This is a genomic window from Methanomethylovorans sp. (assembly GCF_041305605.1).
In the GTDB taxonomy this organism is placed as follows: domain Archaea; phylum Halobacteriota; class Methanosarcinia; order Methanosarcinales; family Methanosarcinaceae; genus Methanomethylovorans.
In genome coordinates, this window is sequence record NZ_JBFYLB010000009.1 from 1 (window position 1) to 15,796 (window position 15,796).

Genomic DNA, 15,796 nt, shown 5'->3' on the forward strand with positions numbered 1-15,796 from the left:
TTCAGGAATGCAAAGAACTACAATATAGATCCGAACAACAATTTCCTGAAAAAGACCAAGTTCTCTATCCCTGAAGTAATCTCCCTTTTAAACGTCTATGATATCGAGCTGGAATGAACAGTTGATAAATCAAAACAGAACCACATTTGCCAACACTTATAAATTCCTTAACTGCAACTCTTTTATTTATGTATGAGCTGATGGACACCGCAGAAAAGATCCGCACCATGGAGATCCGTGGAGCTGGCAGGATAGCAGTTGCAGCCTCGGCAGCCCTGAGGGATCATGCACAGACATTTAGTTCCCTGTCCCCTGAGGAGTTCGAGAAAAGCATCAATGAAGCTGCAAGGATACTTGTGGAGACCAGGCCCACAGCCGTATCTCTCCCCAATGCTGTGGCTCTTACTAAAAAACATTCATCCCATGACGTTAGTGAGGCCATTGCTGAGATCGTTGCTAATTCCGAGAGATTCATCAAAAATGCTAATGAAGCCCTTGATAAGATCGGCAGGGTGGGTGCCAGGCGTATCCATGACGGAGATGTCATAATGACACATTGCAATTCCCATGCAGCCATCGCCATCATCAAGACAGCCTTTAAGCAGGGCAAGAAAATATCTGTCATTGCCACCGAATCCAGACCACGCCGACAGGGCCTCATAACTATAAGGGAACTGAACGATGCAGGCATTCCCACGACACTCATTGTGGATTCCGCTGTGAGGTTGGTGATGAAAGATGTGGACCTTGTGATCGTTGGTGCAGATTCCATTGCCGTTAACGGTGCATTGGTCAATAAGATCGGTACTTCCCAGCTTGCGCTGGCAGCCAGGGAAGCCCGTAAGAATGTTTTAGTTGCAGCTGAGACTTACAAGTTCAGCCCCAATACGATCCTGGGTCAGATGGTTGAAATTGAGGACCGCTCAAGTGATGAGGTTATAGACCCCAATATACTGAAAGAGATGCCCAATGTAAAAGTAAGGAATCCGGCTTTCGATATCACTCCGCCGGAATACATCGACCTCATAATTACGGATGCAGGTGCTTTTCCTCCTGCAATGGCATACATAGTGATCAAGGAGTATCTTGGACTGGACCTGGTGGATCTGAGATGATCTGATCATCTCAACATATTATGCATGTCGAAATAAAAATCACTTGTTGTCCTTCCAGTTCCACCATTTCAGCAGTTGAGGGTCATGCTTTTCATTCGATGCGTAATACACTGCGCATCTGAATACATAGAGCATGCATCTGTCTATCTTCATCCCGGCATTATCACATAGTTTCAAGTAGAGTTCTTCAGGGTCTCTTTCTCTCAGGTCTGCTACTGAGCGAATACCCAACTCCCATAGGTCCTCTGCGGTCTTTTCACCGACTCCCGGAATAACCTGCAATTCCTTAAGAACTCGGGTTTTGTTCTCATCCTTCATTTCTTCCCCACAGTGGCAACATAGATCACAAACTCATGTTCACCGTCAAGGTCCAGCAGTTCGTTCATGTCATCATCCAGGAAGGCCGCTATGGCACAAACACCACAATCAATAGCTTCCGCACTCAGGTACAGGTTCTGGCACGCGTGACCCGCATCAAGGTGCAGGTAACGGTACCCCCTTTCTCCGTAGCGCCATTTCATCCTGTATGCCACCGCTGTCCAGATGAAAGTCACTGCGCTCTTCTTTACAAAATCCTGTCCCAGGCAGGCTTCAGTGATCTCCTTTGCCATGTCGGTCTCAATATCCAATTGCAGTAGTTTATGCCCTATGGCAAGGAACCTGTACAGCCCAGGCTCAATACCCTGCACATTGTTGATCAGCAGATAGGTCTCCAGGGCATGCCTTGCTCCTGCCGATGGCACGGTCCTGAAAGTAACGACATTTTCTATTGTCTCTTTAACTCCCTGTGTACACCACAAAAGGTATGAAAGCTCGTTCAGGGTAAGGGGCTTATCGGAATAGCTGCGCACGCTGGTACGATGTTCGATGGCACGTCTTAAAGGTATGTCCCTCACATGAACAGTATTGGGATCCGGTAGTTCGATGATCTCGATAGCATCATCTGGCTCTTTTTGCAGAGGTGGCTGAGGATATCCGTCTGTTTGCGGTGCTTTCCCAAGGTATTGGAACCTTGTCAATTTCATGAAATCTTTGCCGATCTCTTGCATTTCATACTCCCCATTTGCATATTCACTGCTACGTTCAAATCCTTTATGATATATGATCTCTGAGTACTTATCTACTGTCATATTCTTCTTTATTTGAGCCGATCACCACAAATCCTCCTTCCCCATATCCACTTCTGGCAGGTTCGACATCTTCTATCATTTCCAGTGGCTTAAAAAGTGTCTGAACCGTAGTAAGATCCCTGAAACCAGCTTCAAGAATGCATGCAGATATTTCTTCGACTGAATGGAGTCTTATAAATGCGTAAAACCCGTTTTTATGTGGTTTTTTCTCATATTTTTTCCTGTATGCATTTCCAAGTTCACTGTTCCCGTCTATCATTCCCAGGATCAGTCTGCCACCAGGTTTTAGTATCCTGTAAACCTCAGCAAATGCTTGCTTAAGGTTAGTCAAAAAACAGTCCACAGTGACCATAAGAGCAAGATCAAAGCTCGTATTCCTGAACGGTAAGTTTTCGGCCACTGCTTGCGTGCAAATTATATTTCGTTCCCTGGCCAATTTCAGCATTCCCATGGAAGGGTCTGCACCATGGGTGATATGCAGGGCTTGTGCAAATCTACCTGTACCCACTCCTATCTCTATGAACCTGTGTTCCGGATGTACGTGTTCCATCACTTTCCTTATAGCTGCCAGTTCGGAATCGAACACTTTACTGTGCTGATCGTACCAGGAATCGTATTCCTGTGCATGCATATCGAATGATGTTCTCATTCAAGCCTCCTGATAGTTAGATCTCCACTTATTCCTAGATATGTTCCCTTCGGTTCAGATGATGGTATTAAGCTTCTATCAGATGTCGTATGATCATTTCTACCATGGCTTGTGCTGACATACCCGTAAGGTTCTCAGCAAGTGTGATCGAAGGTACAAGGAAAGAACCTATAAAAGCGGATATTGTTTTCTTGCTTGAGTGCTTCTCATGTATCTGTCTGATCCTGTTCTCTTCCTTTTCAAGGAACTCCATGGCAAGCTGCAGTTTTTCAAGCTCTTCCTCTTGCCACTCGTATTTTTCCTGCGATGTCATCTCAAGTAATCTTTCGTAGTTCATACGATACCTGTCATCTATCCTGTCCAGCTCCACCCCGACAGCTCTGTCCATCAAAGCCTTTGTGGTACCCATGGTGACAAAGAAAAGATACACTCCCAAAAACAGCAGAAATAGCAGGAACAGGGTTTCGTATGACACTATCGATCTGGGTGATATGAATGTTATAATTGCCAGGGCAATTATAATGAAATAATTGCTCACCACCATGAGCATGAAACTCTGTACAGGTTTCAGGCCACCCATTCCATCAGCATGGAATACATCTATCTTCAGGAGAGAATCTGTTTTCAGTGAAGCAATGATATTAGTGAGGCCGAGCACAAACCACACGATGATGGCCAGCATCAAGTACATCAGGTATGCCAGGATATGGTTTATCACGTCAAGCAGAAAAGCCCAGTTACTGGATGGGTCGAACAGGGAAAAGTACAAGGGAATTTCCCCTTCGGAATATTTCCACTGCCAGAACCTTATGACTTCCAGCAGTATCAAAGGCATGACCACCAGCAGGATAGTCCGGTTTAAAGTACCCTTATTCCCCAGCCATGATTCCAGTCTTTTTTGGAGAGGCAGGAAGCTATCCTCCTTGAAAAGCGGTATTATTCGGTCAAATGTCTCTTTCACGTTAGAGAAAAAGTAGGTTATCAGCGCGAACTGGTAGCCCATCAGTATGCTAGTAGCTGACAGGGATAGCAGGTTATATGAGGTAAGAAAAAGGAACCGTACTTTTGCAGATAGCAGCATATACAAAAAAAATATACTCAGAGTTATTCCCAGCGAGTATAGAATATAATTACCCGAGAACCTGCGAAAGAACTTATCTGCCCACATGTGCATCACATGCATTTTTTCCTGTTATTCCTTCTTCCATTTGGTTAAGCCGTATCCGCAGATCAGGGAGGCAAATGCTGTGATCAGCAGGAATCCGGGTACACTTTCACTTTCTCCTTCTACCGAAGATGAAGATTCTTGCTCTGTCTGTTCTTTCTCTGCCTGTAGTTTTTCTTCTTCAGAAGTTGCTGTGTCCTCAATTTCTTCCTTTTCGATCACCTCTTCCGTTTCTCTCTCCTCTTCTGTTTCGCTTGTCGCTTTCATTTCTTCAGGTTGTGTAAATGTTTGTTCCTCCATCATGGAACTAGTAAGCTGTATGGACTTCTCTATCTCGGCTTCTCCTCCCCTTGTGAATCTGATGGTCTCCTCATAGGTCCGGTAGCCTTCAAGTTCCAGTCGCAGGTTATGTTCATCAAAATCTGTAAGAACTATATCTTCCTTGGGAGTGAAATCGATTATCTCGTCATCAATGAATATCTCGGCTCCTCCGGGTTGTGAGACCACCGTCAGGAGAAGGTAAGGTACGACAAGCATCATGACCTGAACGTCTGTCGGCACAGCACCCACATGGATATCCCCAATCGATATACTAAGGTTCTCCCCTGTTGCTTTGGGCAGCAGGTAGTTCTGATCCTTCACCAATACTTTTTCCTCGATGAGTTCTCCATCCTGTTCAACCTGTACCCGGACCTCTCCGTTTGCATTCACCTCACTTATCAGTAGTATGTATCCATCTCCAAGATCAAAACTATCTCCTATCCTCTTTTCTACAGTTTCCACCGGAGTTGCAAATACAATGGGTTCCCGAATTACTTCTATTCTCATCAGTTCCGGTCTTACGACAACAGGTAGATCTACCATTACCGGTGTTTCTATTCTTTCAAGTTCTTCCGATCCTGTGTCAATGCCACTCATATAGGCCAGGATGTTAATAAAAAGAATTTTACCAGTATCTGTCATGCTTTCAGGTGAAGCGGTAAAACTCCAGAAAAGGTATTTGTTATCCTCCAGTAGTAGTGGATAATGCTCTATGTTCCCTGTTTCTCTTCCAAGCATTGTCATGCCAGTGCTTACTGACGGGATATAGATTCCAACATGCCCGCTGGAATCGTAAAGCTGTAATATGGCATCCTCCGGGATATTGATGCTATTTGGTTTTTGGAAGATTGCATGTGAAGCATCAACCACATAGATACTGTTCTCGCTTCCATGCCAACCGTTGGGATATCCGGATCCCAATCCGAGCTGTCCGAAAAGTTCATAGCCTCCCTCTCCCAGTCCTATGAGGGGTCTGTTGCTATTTTTTATATCATCAACATAAGTAATATCGCCCCACGTAGTATCCGGTCCTATAATGATAACGTTATATTTTGAAAGGTCGGAATCTGCAATTTTTCCCAGTGGTACCATATCTGCCTGATATCCGCTGCCCTCGAGCAATGAAATGTAGTATTTTGCGCTTGTTGTGTCAGCAGAGTATATATATGCCAACCCTGTGCTTGATTCCACAGCTATTGCCATTGGTGCTATGGAAATAAGGATTAGCGTAACCACTAACCATATTACGGATGCTCTGAAGCACCTCTCGTCCACTTGCATACAATTGCCCCCAATAGAAATTATGAAATGTTGTTATAAATAATCATCTTTCAACAAGTGGAATTTCGATCCTATCAGGAAGATATAATAATATACAGTTACACAATCCAATTCATGCAAATAAGATGTGAATGGGCTTCATTCAGTGATCTTGCCCTCAAATACCATGATGGGGAATGGGGTGTGCCAATACATGATGACAGATCGCTTTTCGAATTCCTTGTGCTGGAAGGTGCACAGGCGGGCTTAAGCTGGGAAACTATACTCAGGAAAAGGGATAATTACAGGAAGGCTTTTAACAATTTTGACTATGAGAAGGTTGCAGCCTATGATGATGTAAAAGTGGAGGAGCTGCTTAAGAACGAAGGTATCGTTCGCAACCGACTTAAGGTGCGGTCTGCCATTGCCAATGCCCAGGCTTTTAAAAAAGTGAGGGATGAGTTTGGTTCATTCGACACTTACATCTGGAGCTTTGTGAACCACTCACCTGTCCAGAACTCATGGAAGTCGCTGGCAGACATCCCTGCCAAGACCGATATTGCAGAAAAGATAAGTAAAGACCTGAAAAAAAGAGGCTTCAGTTTCGTAGGTCCTACGATCATCTATGCATTCATGCAGGCAGTAGGCATGGTCAATGATCATGTAACAGATTGCTTCAGGTATGAACAGTGCAGAGAGCTTGGAAGAAAATAGATGCCATCTATTTCTATTGTTCTAAGGAATGAGTGATATAAAATAATTAAAAGGATATTTGTTCCTGACCCTTTCAGGACAAATACCCGTATGGGCTCTCTTCATACCGCTTTAATATCTCTTCAACAGATGCATTTGAAGTCTCGGATTCGGAACCGAATAGCAGGCTTGAAAGGGACGGTTTGTTCATGTAGACCACTGTAGGTTCACCTTCTATGTCAGCCAGTTCCGTAGCAATATCAATAGCATCATAGAAATTTCCAAGTTCATCCACAAGGCCTAATTCCTTTGCCTTTTTACCGGTGTATATTCTACCATCTGCAAGGTCTTTGACTTCGCTTACGGACATGTTACGGCCTTCTGCAACATTTATCACGAAAGTCTCGTAAACTTCCATTATCACGCTGTCTGCGTATTCCTTTTCCTCATCAGAGAGGCCTCTCCAGGATCCACCCATATCTTTGAACTCTCCGGACTTGGCTATGTGGAATTTTATTCCTTCTTGGTCATAGTAAGCAGACATATTTTCAAAGGTCCAGATTACACCTATACTACCGGTCATTGTAGAAGGGTTTGCCACTATTACGTCAGCAGGTACAGATATATGATAAGCAGCACTGGCAGCTACATTGCCCATGGATACCACTATGGGCATGCCTTTATCATGAGCTCTTTTCACTTCTTCATATATCTCTTCTCCGGCAGTTGAAGAGCCTCCGGGGCTATCGACCCTTAATACGATCGCTTTTACGCTTTCATCTTCCATAGCCTTACGGATATTCTCATTTACTCCATCAGGAGTGGCATAGCCCAATCCATCATATATGCTGCCGGAAACAATTGAACCTTCCACGTAGATCACTGCTATCTTGTCACCTGTGGAATACAGGTCACCATCGAACGTACCCATAATGGCTGCAAGGCTTGCACCAATGAGGATCACAAGGAACCCGGCCACTACAAGGTACATTTTCCATCTGCTTTTACGGGGTGCCGTAGGCAGAGGTGTATTTCGGGTATAGGTCGAAGGTCCGCTTACCGGAATCTCCCCTTCCACTTTGCCTGCCGAATAGGGATTATTCTCCATGGCCGGTGTTTCTTCCCCATAATTTGTATTGGGATCATTTGCCATATCTTCAGGATTCATCTGGATTATACCTTCTTGGCAAGAGAATGTACATGAACATTAAAATAGTTATCTTGAATAATGCAAGCGTAATATATTTTATAAAAGCATTGTATCCTCATCAAGCAAACAATTTCATAATAAAACCTTACTTACGAATCATATCCTTTTGGAGATAACACATGTCGAAATTACCTGAAGATAAACCCGTACTTGTTACGTGCGGTCTTCCTTACGCTAACGGCAAAGCTCATGTAGGTCACCTGAGAACATATATTCCTGCGGACATCTATGTGCGGTCCCTGAAAAAGCGTGGCAAAGAAGTAACTTTCATTTGTGGTTCGGATACTCATGGAACACCTATAGTTGTGAACGCAGAAGAATTGAAGATCACTCCAAAAGAGCTGGTAGAAAGATATCACCAGCATTTCTATGAGGTATTCAGGTCTATGGGTGTCATATTTGATGCCTTTGGAACAACAGATGATCCGGAAAACCACAACCGTACACTGGATATTGTCAACAGGCTCATCGATAAAGGTTATGTTTACCCTAAAGTCATTGAGATCGCATATTGTCCTGCGTGTGACCGTTTCCTTCCTGACAGGTATGTAGCAGGTGTCTGCCCTCACTGCGGTCAGAATGCAAGAGGCGATGAATGTGACCAGGGATGCGGTAAACACCTGGAGCCTGGGGAGCTTAAGGAACCCGCATGTACCATTTGCCGGGGTCCTGCACATTATAAAGAACAGGAACATTTCTTCTTTAAACTTTCCGAATTCAAGGACTTCCTGCTCGAACACCTGGAACATCTGGAAGGTACATCCAATGCCAAAAACTATGCTCTTGGCTGGGTCAAACAGGAACTTACCGACTGGTGCATCACAAGGACGCTGGAATGGGGTGTGAAATTCCCCGGTCACGATGATCTTGTGGTTTACGTATGGGTGGATGCGCCTATAGGTTACATCGCCTTCACAGAGGAATGGGCTCAAGCTAACAATGAGAGCTGGGAGAAGTTTTGGAAGGGTGATTGCCCCATTGTCCATTTCATTGGCGGAGATATCATTTACCACCACTGCATATTCTGGCCTGCCATGCTCAAAGGTGCTGACTACAGCCAGCCTTGGGCGGTTGTGTCTTCCGGCATGGTGAAGATCGAGGACAAGAAATTCTCCAAGAGCCGGGGATATGTGGTATGGGTACAGGAGGATTACCTGGACCACGGTTTCCATGCCGATCTGCTCAGATATTATCTTATAAGCTACACCTCCCATACCAAGGAAGTCAACTTCTCATGGAAGGTATTCCAGGAAAGGATCAACACTGAGCTTGTGGCTGTGCTGGGTAATTTCCTCTATCGCAGTCTTCTTTTCGACTTCAAGAACTTTGGTGAGATCCCGGCAGGTAAGATCTCACCTGAGATCATGGAAAAGATAAAAGTGACCATCGATGAGGTCACAGTTGCAATGGAGGAGTTCGAGTTCAAGAAGGCTATTGATACTGCCATGGCACTGGCTTCCTTTGGTAACTCCTATTTCCAGTCCAATGAACCCTGGAAACTCATCAAGGAGAATAGGGAAGCATGTGCAGAGGTACTGGCAAACTGCATACAGATTGCAAAGGCCCTTATCCTCCTGTTCGAACCCACTCTTCCTGAAAAGATGGAGGTCGCCTGGAAGCAGATAGGCATGGATTCAGATGTGCATACTGCAGGATATGAAGAGGCTCTGGTGCCTGTCGTAGCAGGTATAAAACTTTCTAACCCAAGCATCCTCTTCGATAAAATAGAAGATGCCAAGATAGATGAGATGACTGTCATTTCCAACGAGCGGATACGCAAAGCTCTTGCAAAGGAAGCAGGCATAAAGGAAGAAGAACCTGTAGTCGTGCCTCTGAAAGATGGAATAACCTATGAGGATTTCGCTAAGGTGGATATCCGTGTCGGTAAGATCCTCAGTGCTGAGAAGATCAAGAAATCCAAGAAATTGCTTAAACTGATGGTGGATGTAGGTGAACCAAAACCCCGGCAGGTGGTTGCAGGTCTTGCGGAGTACTATCAGCCGGAAGAACTTGTGGGCAAGATTGTCAATGTCCTTGTCAATCTCCAGCCTGCAAAACTGTGTGGCGTAGAGTCCCAGGGCATGCTATTGGCAGCTGATGCAGGCGAACATGTGTCTCTGTTGACCCTGGACAAGGAAATGACACCAGGGTCGGTCGTGAGATAAAATAATGAAAAAAATAGTGAATTCTTACCGAACAGTGAATCAGCGTACAGGTGCGGATGTATTTGCACCTGTTCTATAATTTCTTTATTTCTCTTTTTCAAGCACCATCTCAAGGTAAGATGTCCTTATGGAATCTTCTTTTCGGATGCCTAATGATTCGAGAAATTCGAATATTTGATTGCGATGCTCTTCTATATTAGTTTCAGCCTGTTTCTCAACCTCGATGAATTCTCCAATCCCTTCCACAGAGTCAAGGGCGATGATCATACCCTGGCAACTGAAGATTTCTCTTTTCTTGCGGACGATCCCCGATTCAAAGAAACCAAGAGCTACAAGAATACTTCTTGCACTGTCCCCATCTACTTCGGTTTCAAACTCCGGACGGGTCTTCGAAATGGAATCGAGTTTCTTTCCTTTGTATGTGAGCACTGATCTTCCATTCACGGAGCGTATTCTCAATGCTTCGTCAGTCGTAGAAAAATCCCTTAGAGGAGAGTTATAATAGGTATCCAGGTGTTTCTGGATACCTTCCGGTTTTGCACCCATGATGGCAAGCTTTTCACGAAGCAAACTGTGGCTTGCCCGGACTTTTACTTCTATCTCGATCATTTCATTCAGGTACGAACTTGGTACCGTAGTATATCATACCTTTCTCACCACTCTGGCCCAGTTTCCTGAACACAGGTCTTACTTTCAGACCTATCCTCATGGATGCCGGGTCACCTATGATCTGGCTGGTGAGGCTTGGTCCTTCTTCCAGCTTCACGATGCCGAGTACGTAAGGTGTCTGTTTTTCGAACCCTTCAGCAGCAGTGTGGATCACAGTATATGTAAGAAGTTCTCCTTTTCCGCTGAACTTGAAGTTTTCCAGTTTACCATCTCGTCGGCATGTAGGGCACATGTTGCGGGGTGGATAGTAGTATGCTCCACAGTTAGTGCAGTGTGTACCTATCAGGTTATACCTGGCAACCTGTTTTCTCCAGAATCTCGGTACTGACATCGTGATCACCTGTCCCTCGAAAATATGTGTACTACAGCAGTGGCACCTGACCCTCCTACGTTATGGGTCATACCGATCTCAGCACCATCCACCTGACGTTTTCCTGCATCTCCGCGAAGCTGTTCGACTATTTCCACAGCCTGTTTGATACCGGTGGCACCCACCGGATGCCCGCAGGCTTTTAGTCCACCTGAAGTGTTCACCGGTATCTTGGCTCCTATAGCAGTGTTTCCTTCTTCGGTAAACTTGCCGCCCTCTCCCTTCTTCACAAAGCCCAAGTCTTCGATAGCGCATATTTCTGCAATAGTAAAGCAGTCATGTACTTCCACCAGGTCTATATCATTAGGCGTGAGCTTTGCCATTTTGAAGGCCCTTTTGCCTGCTTCCACGGAGGCAGCGAGGGTCGTGATGTCCTTACGGTCATGGAGGGCGAGGGTATCACTGGCCTGGCTTGTAGCTTTTACGTAAATGGGCGTGTCAGTATATTTGTGAGCAATGTCAGCAGGTGCAAGTATGACCGCTGCTGCACCATCGGTAATGGGTGAGCAGTCAAATATGTGCAGTGGATCGGCCACCATAATGGACTTCAGCACGTCATCCACACTTATCTTGTTGCGATACTGTGCGATGGGATTGTGCATGCCGTTAGCATGGTTCTTCACAGCCACCTGTGCCAGCTGTTCGCTGGTGGTACCATACCTATGCATATGCAGTTTTGCTATCATAGCATAGAGTCCGGGGAAAGTTGCTCCCATTATGCCTTCCCATTCCCGGTCTGCTGCAGCTGCAAGGGCAGTCGACGCGCTTGAAGAGGAGATATCTGTCATTTTCTCTACACCGGCAGCTACTACTATGTCCTCAAGTCCTGATGCTACTGCGTGTATGCCCTGTCTCAGGGCTAATCCTCCGGACGCACAGGCCGCTTCCACACGGGTTGCCGGCACGTGGAGTTCCTTTGCGAGTCCGGCATAGTCTGCTATCAATGCGCCTATATGTTCCTGTTCTATGAACTGGCCACCGCTCATGTTACCGACTATGATAGCATCTATTTCTTCTCCGGTTACTCTGGCATCTTCCAGGGCACCTACACCGGCTTCGGTTATAATGTCCCTTAAAGAAACATCCCAGTTCTCTCCAAACCTGGTGGTCTTTACACCAATGATCGCTACATCTCTCATTTGTCTCACCTCATGCCAGTCTTATTTTTCCCTTGTGTTTTGCATATGTTGCATAATCTACGTATATCGGATCTGCCAGAAGTTCCAATACAGTAGGTGCCTTGTTGCGTATTTCTTCGATCTTATCAGTCACTATGAAACTAAAAGCATCTGCGCCGGCACCTGATCCGAAAGCAGTGGCAAAGATCCTGTCTCCGGGTTTTGCCTGGTCAAGGGTTGCAGCAATTCCCATCATGCACGATCCTGAATACGTGTTACCAAGCTTTGGCACGACCAGGCCGGGTTTTATCTGTTCCTTGCTGAAACCCAGGATGGATGCTGCGCGGGATGGGAATTTACCATTTGGCTGGTGAAAAACCGCATAATCATAATCCTCTGGTTTTGTACCCATTTTCGCCAGGAGTCCTTTTGCTGCATGTGTGACATGCTTGAAATATCCCGGCTCACCGGTGAAACGCCCACCGTGTTCAGGATATGGCATACCTTCCCTTCTCCAGAAGTCAGGTGTATCGGTGGTAAAGGAGTATGTATCTTCAATGACAGCTACAAATTCTGATTCCTTGTTGCCTATTACGAAGGCTACACCTCCGGCAGCTGCAGTATATTCCAGTGCGTCTCCGGGTGCACCCTGTGCAACATCAGATCCTATAGCCAATCCCAGGTCTATCATTCCGGATTGCACAAGTCCCATACATGTCTGTATGGCAGCAGTTCCGGCCTTACAGGCAAATTCATAGTCTGCAGCTGTCAGGACAGGGGTAGCTTCCACAGCTTCTGCAACTATGGTACTGGTAGGCTTTACAGCATAAGGATGGCTTTCTGAACCTGTATATACTGCTCCTATCCTCTGAGCATTGATCCCTGCTCTCTTTACTGCATACCTTGCAGCTTCTACTGCAATGGTGGCCGTATCTTCATCAAAATCAGGTAATGATTTCTCATATACCATAAGACCTGATTTCAGGCTGTTAGCATCGTCGCCCCAAACCCGGGCGATCTCTTCCACTTTGATCCTATATCTTGGAATATAGGCTCCGTATGAGACTATCCCTGCACTCATTTCTTTCACCGATAGTTATTGTAAGTGTTATTCCATTACGTGGTACTGGCTGTATTTCTTGAGGTTTTCGATCAATTGATCAATATCCATTGTGGTGGCTAAAAGAGGCAACCTGTCTATCTCTGCCATCTTCTTTGCCATGGGGTCCAGCTCATTGCCTCTAAGTCCGTGTATCACCACAGCACCTGGTTTGAGATTTGTGACCCTTATGGCTACAAGGGGAGATTTTCCGGTTGTCACCTTTGTGAATATCATGGCTCTTTCAGTACTCCATCCGTAAAGTTTCTGAAACTCATGGGACGAAAGTTCAAGAATAGCTTTCTGGCTGTCAACCACCGTAAATCCATAAAGGGGTTTTTCTATTCCCCTGTTTACAAAATCAGCTTCTATAAGGCTTGCCAGTTTGGCAAGTTGCATAGGAAAAGTGTACTCGTAGGTTGCATAGACAGCCCTTGAAGTATTGTCTGAGAAAAGCATACTTTCATAGGAATGTATCTTCTGTCCGCCTCTCAGTGAGTCAATTTCCAGCAGTGCCTCAACGATCCTGCTTACTATGAGCGTACCGGGGGATTTCCTCCTTCCACTTTCGTAGTCGCTTATAACGGAAGGGGATACTCCCAGATAACCTGACAGGTCCGTTTGGGGTATCTCAAAGTTGAGCCTCCATTTTTTCAGAGCCTCGCCTGGTTTCTCTGAAAGTGTTATTTCACCGGCCATCTTTTCTGCAAGACGTTGGCGTATATTCTCACGAGATGCATTATCAGCCATTTCATATTCTAAACGAGGCATACTTATATATATTTAACGAATGTCAAATCGTTGATTGACGAACAAAGGCAAATTGTCAGTTTGTATAATATTTACTTATTTATATTATAACGGAACTATATTATAAATACATGTCTTCCAATAACACTGAACAAAACACTAACGTCTCAGACATAGTATTGTATCTCAAATGTCCAAGAAAAGTATACTATACAAAACGTTCTCACAAAACAAGGTCCAATGATGATGTTTCTTATGTAGAACATCTTCTTTTTAAAGAGTTTGGTTTGAAATATCCACAGTTACTTGAGCATTTTTCGTCAAAAGCCGATGACACAAAAGGCAAAATGCAAAGTATATTCGATGAAACATGTGCTGAATTAAGCATCATATATGCTTCTGAACTTGAGAGTGTTTCAGGGTTAACAATATCGGAAGCCATTGGAAATGTGAATGCTTGTCTTGAAGATGTTGCCTTCAATATAACAGAGATGCTGGCAGATGCGCATAACATGCCGCTGGTAAAGGCACTGTGTGGCATGCAAGTAGAACCTGTTCTATATGGACACAAAATGAAAGTTTCCGGTATACCTGCAGGTGTGGTTGAACTTGAAGGCTCACCAGCTCCTGTGATCATCAAAACTGGCAAGTGTCCAGAATATGGAATATGGGCAGACGACAGGCTTCATCTGGCTGCATTTTCAATGCTTGTACAGGAGGTTCATAATAAACCGAATGATGGTGGCATAGTTATCTATTCCAGATCGGGTTGCATAAGGCCTGCAAAGATCAGAGCAAATGACAGAAGGCAGGTGCTTGGGGTATGCAGCAACATAAAGAAAATAAAGGACGGTTTTCTGCCGGAAAGAAAACAGATACCTTTATGTGGTGATTGCGAGTTCCTTGGGAGCTGTGATGTAAAGTCATCCCTTGTGTCAAAATTCTTCTGATTTTATCAGAGTTTTTCTTTTTTTGTGTTGTATTTTTCATTAGTTTATAGCTGAGAGCTGCCATCCATAGTCTTTTAAACAGATATTGCGTTTTTTGATTAGATATGAAATTCATTGACAAGCTTTTCGGAAAGAAAAAGACAGAAGGTCTTTCTGTCAAGTTGAATATCGATGAACTTTCCCTGTTCATTGCAACAGAATCTGAAAAAGAGTTCAATGAACTCAAACCTTTAATCCTCAGAAAATACAAAGGGATCAACATCTTGCTAACTGATATACCTGAGGTAATAGAAAGCCTCCTTTCTGCCGAAGCTATTGAAAATGCTAACAAGAGGGTGGAAAAGGTAGGGGATGCCAACCGGGAAAATATAGCCAACAACCTGCGATTGATCACTGAAAAAGTGGTACCTCCTGAGGATACTTCTCTTGATAATGCTTTTGATTTTTGTGTAACTGCCAAATCCACGCTTAAGAATGTTGTGGAGAACACGCACAGAAGCCAGCTTTATATTAAAGCGATTTATCCTGGGGAATCGCAAAAGATCATATCCACATTATCAGGCCTCGAAGATCTGGTCGATGAGCTATTTGCACCTCTCAGGGACAAGAAGGCCAGAATGGATTCCTTTAATAAGCTCTCCGAGGAGGTAGAGAACTATAACAGAATGCAGAAGCAGATTATGGAAAGCCAGAATAAGGTCGAGCATCTTGAGTCCAGGATAAGTTCAATGAAAAAAGATGTCCATGATGCGAAGAGCAGGCTCAATGAACTTGAAAGCAGCCGGGAATTCGAAAGGGCAAAACAACTTGAAGATGAGATCAGCGTTCTGAAAGAACAGTTATCAGATATTGATCACAATATCCAGAGGTTATTTACTCCTCTGTCAAAGGTATTTTCCAGAATGGAAAAGCAGGATAAGAGCGAGATATGTGTGCTCTCCCTACAGCACAGGCAGATCCTTGAAAAGATAACACATGATCCAGCTTCTGCTCTTGAGCATGATATGGATTCCTTTTTTGCGCAGATCAAACCGCGGATAGAGAACGGTAGTCTTGGCCTCAAAGACCAGATGTGCGAGAAAGCCCTGCAACAGCTGGATAAGCTGCACAGTTCCAAAGACCTGTCATCTCT

The 15,796-nt window shown here is 44.7% G+C and carries 16 protein-coding genes; 5 read left to right on the forward strand and 11 right to left on the reverse strand.

The window, feature by feature from the left end; genetic code table 11:
- The first annotated feature begins 188 nt into the window (after positions 1-188).
- Entirely contained in the window at positions 189-1,115 is a 927-nt protein-coding gene (locus ACCM36_RS00555) for a ribose 1,5-bisphosphate isomerase (protein WP_370571747.1), read from the forward strand.
- 39 nt (positions 1,116-1,154) lie between these two features.
- On the opposite strand, the gene ACCM36_RS00560 is transcribed toward ACCM36_RS00555, so the two are convergent.
- From ACCM36_RS00560 to ACCM36_RS00580, 5 genes are all read right to left on the reverse strand, one after another.
- Entirely contained in the window at positions 1,155-1,433 is a 279-nt protein-coding gene (locus ACCM36_RS00560) for a helix-hairpin-helix domain-containing protein (RefSeq protein WP_370571748.1), read from the reverse strand.
- On the reverse strand, positions 1,430-2,245 hold the full coding sequence (locus ACCM36_RS00565) for a SagB/ThcOx family dehydrogenase (RefSeq protein ID WP_370571749.1): 816 nt from the start codon (positions 2,243-2,245) through the stop codon (positions 1,430-1,432). The genes ACCM36_RS00560 and ACCM36_RS00565 overlap by 4 nt, the downstream gene beginning before the upstream one ends.
- A complete protein-coding gene (locus ACCM36_RS00570; RefSeq protein ID WP_370571750.1) occupies positions 2,232-2,894 on the reverse strand; it encodes a class I SAM-dependent methyltransferase in 663 nt (220 codons plus the stop codon). Before ACCM36_RS00570 ends, ACCM36_RS00565 begins: the two co-directional genes overlap by 14 nt.
- A 67-nt stretch (positions 2,895-2,961) precedes the next feature.
- Entirely contained in the window at positions 2,962-3,897 is a 936-nt protein-coding gene (locus ACCM36_RS00575) for a hypothetical protein (RefSeq protein WP_370571751.1), read from the reverse strand.
- Between the two features lie 189 nt (positions 3,898-4,086).
- On the reverse strand, positions 4,087-5,661 hold the full coding sequence (locus tag ACCM36_RS00580) for a PEGA domain-containing protein (protein WP_370571752.1): 1,575 nt from the start codon (positions 5,659-5,661) through the stop codon (positions 4,087-4,089).
- Between the two features lie 114 nt (positions 5,662-5,775).
- Between ACCM36_RS00580 and ACCM36_RS00585 the strand changes: the two genes are divergently transcribed.
- A complete protein-coding gene (locus ACCM36_RS00585) occupies positions 5,776-6,354 on the forward strand; it encodes a DNA-3-methyladenine glycosylase I (RefSeq protein ID WP_370571753.1) in 579 nt (192 codons plus the stop codon).
- Between the two features lie 73 nt (positions 6,355-6,427).
- On the opposite strand, the gene sppA is transcribed toward ACCM36_RS00585, so the two are convergent.
- Positions 6,428-7,501 carry a signal peptide peptidase SppA gene (gene sppA, locus ACCM36_RS00590; RefSeq protein ID WP_370571754.1) on the reverse strand — a complete coding sequence of 358 codons (1,074 nt, stop codon included), beginning with the start codon at positions 7,499-7,501 and terminating at the stop codon, positions 6,428-6,430.
- 161 nt (positions 7,502-7,662) lie between these two features.
- Here sppA and metG point away from each other — a divergent pair, with 161 nt between their 5' ends.
- Positions 7,663-9,708, forward strand: coding sequence for a methionine--tRNA ligase (metG, locus tag ACCM36_RS00595; protein WP_370571755.1), 2,046 nt, complete (start codon positions 7,663-7,665; stop codon positions 9,706-9,708).
- 84 nt (positions 9,709-9,792) lie between these two features.
- Here the strand turns inward: metG and cyaB are convergent, their stop codons facing one another.
- The 5 genes from cyaB to ACCM36_RS00620 are packed head-to-tail and all read right to left on the reverse strand — an operon-like array spanning position 9,793 to position 13,714.
- Positions 9,793-10,317, reverse strand: coding sequence for a class IV adenylate cyclase (gene cyaB, locus ACCM36_RS00600; RefSeq protein WP_370571757.1), 525 nt, complete (start codon positions 10,315-10,317; stop codon positions 9,793-9,795).
- 1 nt (position 10,318) lies between these two features.
- Positions 10,319-10,708, reverse strand: coding sequence for a Zn-ribbon domain-containing OB-fold protein (locus tag ACCM36_RS00605; protein WP_370571758.1), 390 nt, complete (start codon positions 10,706-10,708; stop codon positions 10,319-10,321).
- A 5-nt stretch (positions 10,709-10,713) separates the two neighbouring features.
- On the reverse strand, positions 10,714-11,886 hold the full coding sequence (locus tag ACCM36_RS00610; RefSeq protein ID WP_370571759.1) for a thiolase domain-containing protein: 1,173 nt from the start codon (positions 11,884-11,886) through the stop codon (positions 10,714-10,716).
- A 10-nt stretch (positions 11,887-11,896) separates the two neighbouring features.
- Positions 11,897-12,946 carry a hydroxymethylglutaryl-CoA synthase gene (locus tag ACCM36_RS00615; RefSeq protein WP_370571760.1) on the reverse strand — a complete coding sequence of 350 codons (1,050 nt, stop codon included), beginning with the start codon at positions 12,944-12,946 and terminating at the stop codon, positions 11,897-11,899.
- A 27-nt stretch (positions 12,947-12,973) separates the two neighbouring features.
- A complete protein-coding gene (locus ACCM36_RS00620) occupies positions 12,974-13,714 on the reverse strand; it encodes a helix-turn-helix domain-containing protein (RefSeq protein WP_370571761.1) in 741 nt (246 codons plus the stop codon).
- Between the two features lie 131 nt (positions 13,715-13,845).
- On the opposite strand from ACCM36_RS00620, the gene ACCM36_RS00625 reads away from it, so the two are divergent.
- Both ACCM36_RS00625 and ACCM36_RS00630 read left to right on the forward strand, forming a co-directional pair.
- Positions 13,846-14,664: a hypothetical protein gene (locus ACCM36_RS00625; protein ID WP_370571762.1), complete on the forward strand. Its 819-nt coding sequence runs from the start codon at positions 13,846-13,848 to the stop codon at positions 14,662-14,664.
- Positions 14,665-14,768: 104 nt separating this feature from the next.
- On the forward strand, positions 14,769-15,796 hold a 1,028-nt coding region (locus ACCM36_RS00630), incomplete at its 3' end, for a hypothetical protein (RefSeq protein WP_370571763.1).

Bases quoted from the DNA above. Each gene is read 5' to 3' on its own strand.
- ACCM36_RS00560 (WP_370571748.1), bottom strand. From the start codon at position 1,433: ATGAAGGATGAGAACAAAACCCGAGTTCTTAAGGAATTGCAGGTTATT.
- ACCM36_RS00575 (WP_370571751.1), bottom strand. From the start codon at position 3,897: ATGGGCTACCAGTTCGCGCTGATAACCTACTTTTTCTCTAACGTGAAA.
- ACCM36_RS00615 (WP_370571760.1), bottom strand. From the start codon at position 12,946: ATGAGTGCAGGGATAGTCTCATACGGAGCCTATATTCCAAGATATAGG.
- sppA (WP_370571754.1), bottom strand. From the start codon at position 7,501: ATGAATCCTGAAGATATGGCAAATGATCCCAATACAAATTATGGGGAA.
- ACCM36_RS00620 (WP_370571761.1), bottom strand. From the start codon at position 13,714: ATGGCTGATAATGCATCTCGTGAGAATATACGCCAACGTCTTGCAGAA.
- ACCM36_RS00585 (WP_370571753.1), top strand. From the start codon at position 5,776: ATGCAAATAAGATGTGAATGGGCTTCATTCAGTGATCTTGCCCTCAAA.
- cyaB (WP_370571757.1), bottom strand. From the start codon at position 10,317: ATGATCGAGATAGAAGTAAAAGTCCGGGCAAGCCACAGTTTGCTTCGT.
- ACCM36_RS00570 (WP_370571750.1), bottom strand. From the start codon at position 2,894: ATGAGAACATCATTCGATATGCATGCACAGGAATACGATTCCTGGTAC.
- ACCM36_RS00605 (WP_370571758.1), bottom strand. From the start codon at position 10,708: ATGTCAGTACCGAGATTCTGGAGAAAACAGGTTGCCAGGTATAACCTG.
- ACCM36_RS00565 (WP_370571749.1), bottom strand. From the start codon at position 2,245: ATGACAGTAGATAAGTACTCAGAGATCATATATCATAAAGGATTTGAA.
- ACCM36_RS00610 (WP_370571759.1), bottom strand. From the start codon at position 11,886: ATGAGAGATGTAGCGATCATTGGTGTAAAGACCACCAGGTTTGGAGAG.
- ACCM36_RS00555 (WP_370571747.1), top strand. From the start codon at position 189: ATGTATGAGCTGATGGACACCGCAGAAAAGATCCGCACCATGGAGATC.
- metG (WP_370571755.1), top strand. From the start codon at position 7,663: ATGTCGAAATTACCTGAAGATAAACCCGTACTTGTTACGTGCGGTCTT.
- ACCM36_RS00625 (WP_370571762.1), top strand. From the start codon at position 13,846: ATGTCTTCCAATAACACTGAACAAAACACTAACGTCTCAGACATAGTA.
- ACCM36_RS00580 (WP_370571752.1), bottom strand. From the start codon at position 5,661: ATGCAAGTGGACGAGAGGTGCTTCAGAGCATCCGTAATATGGTTAGTG.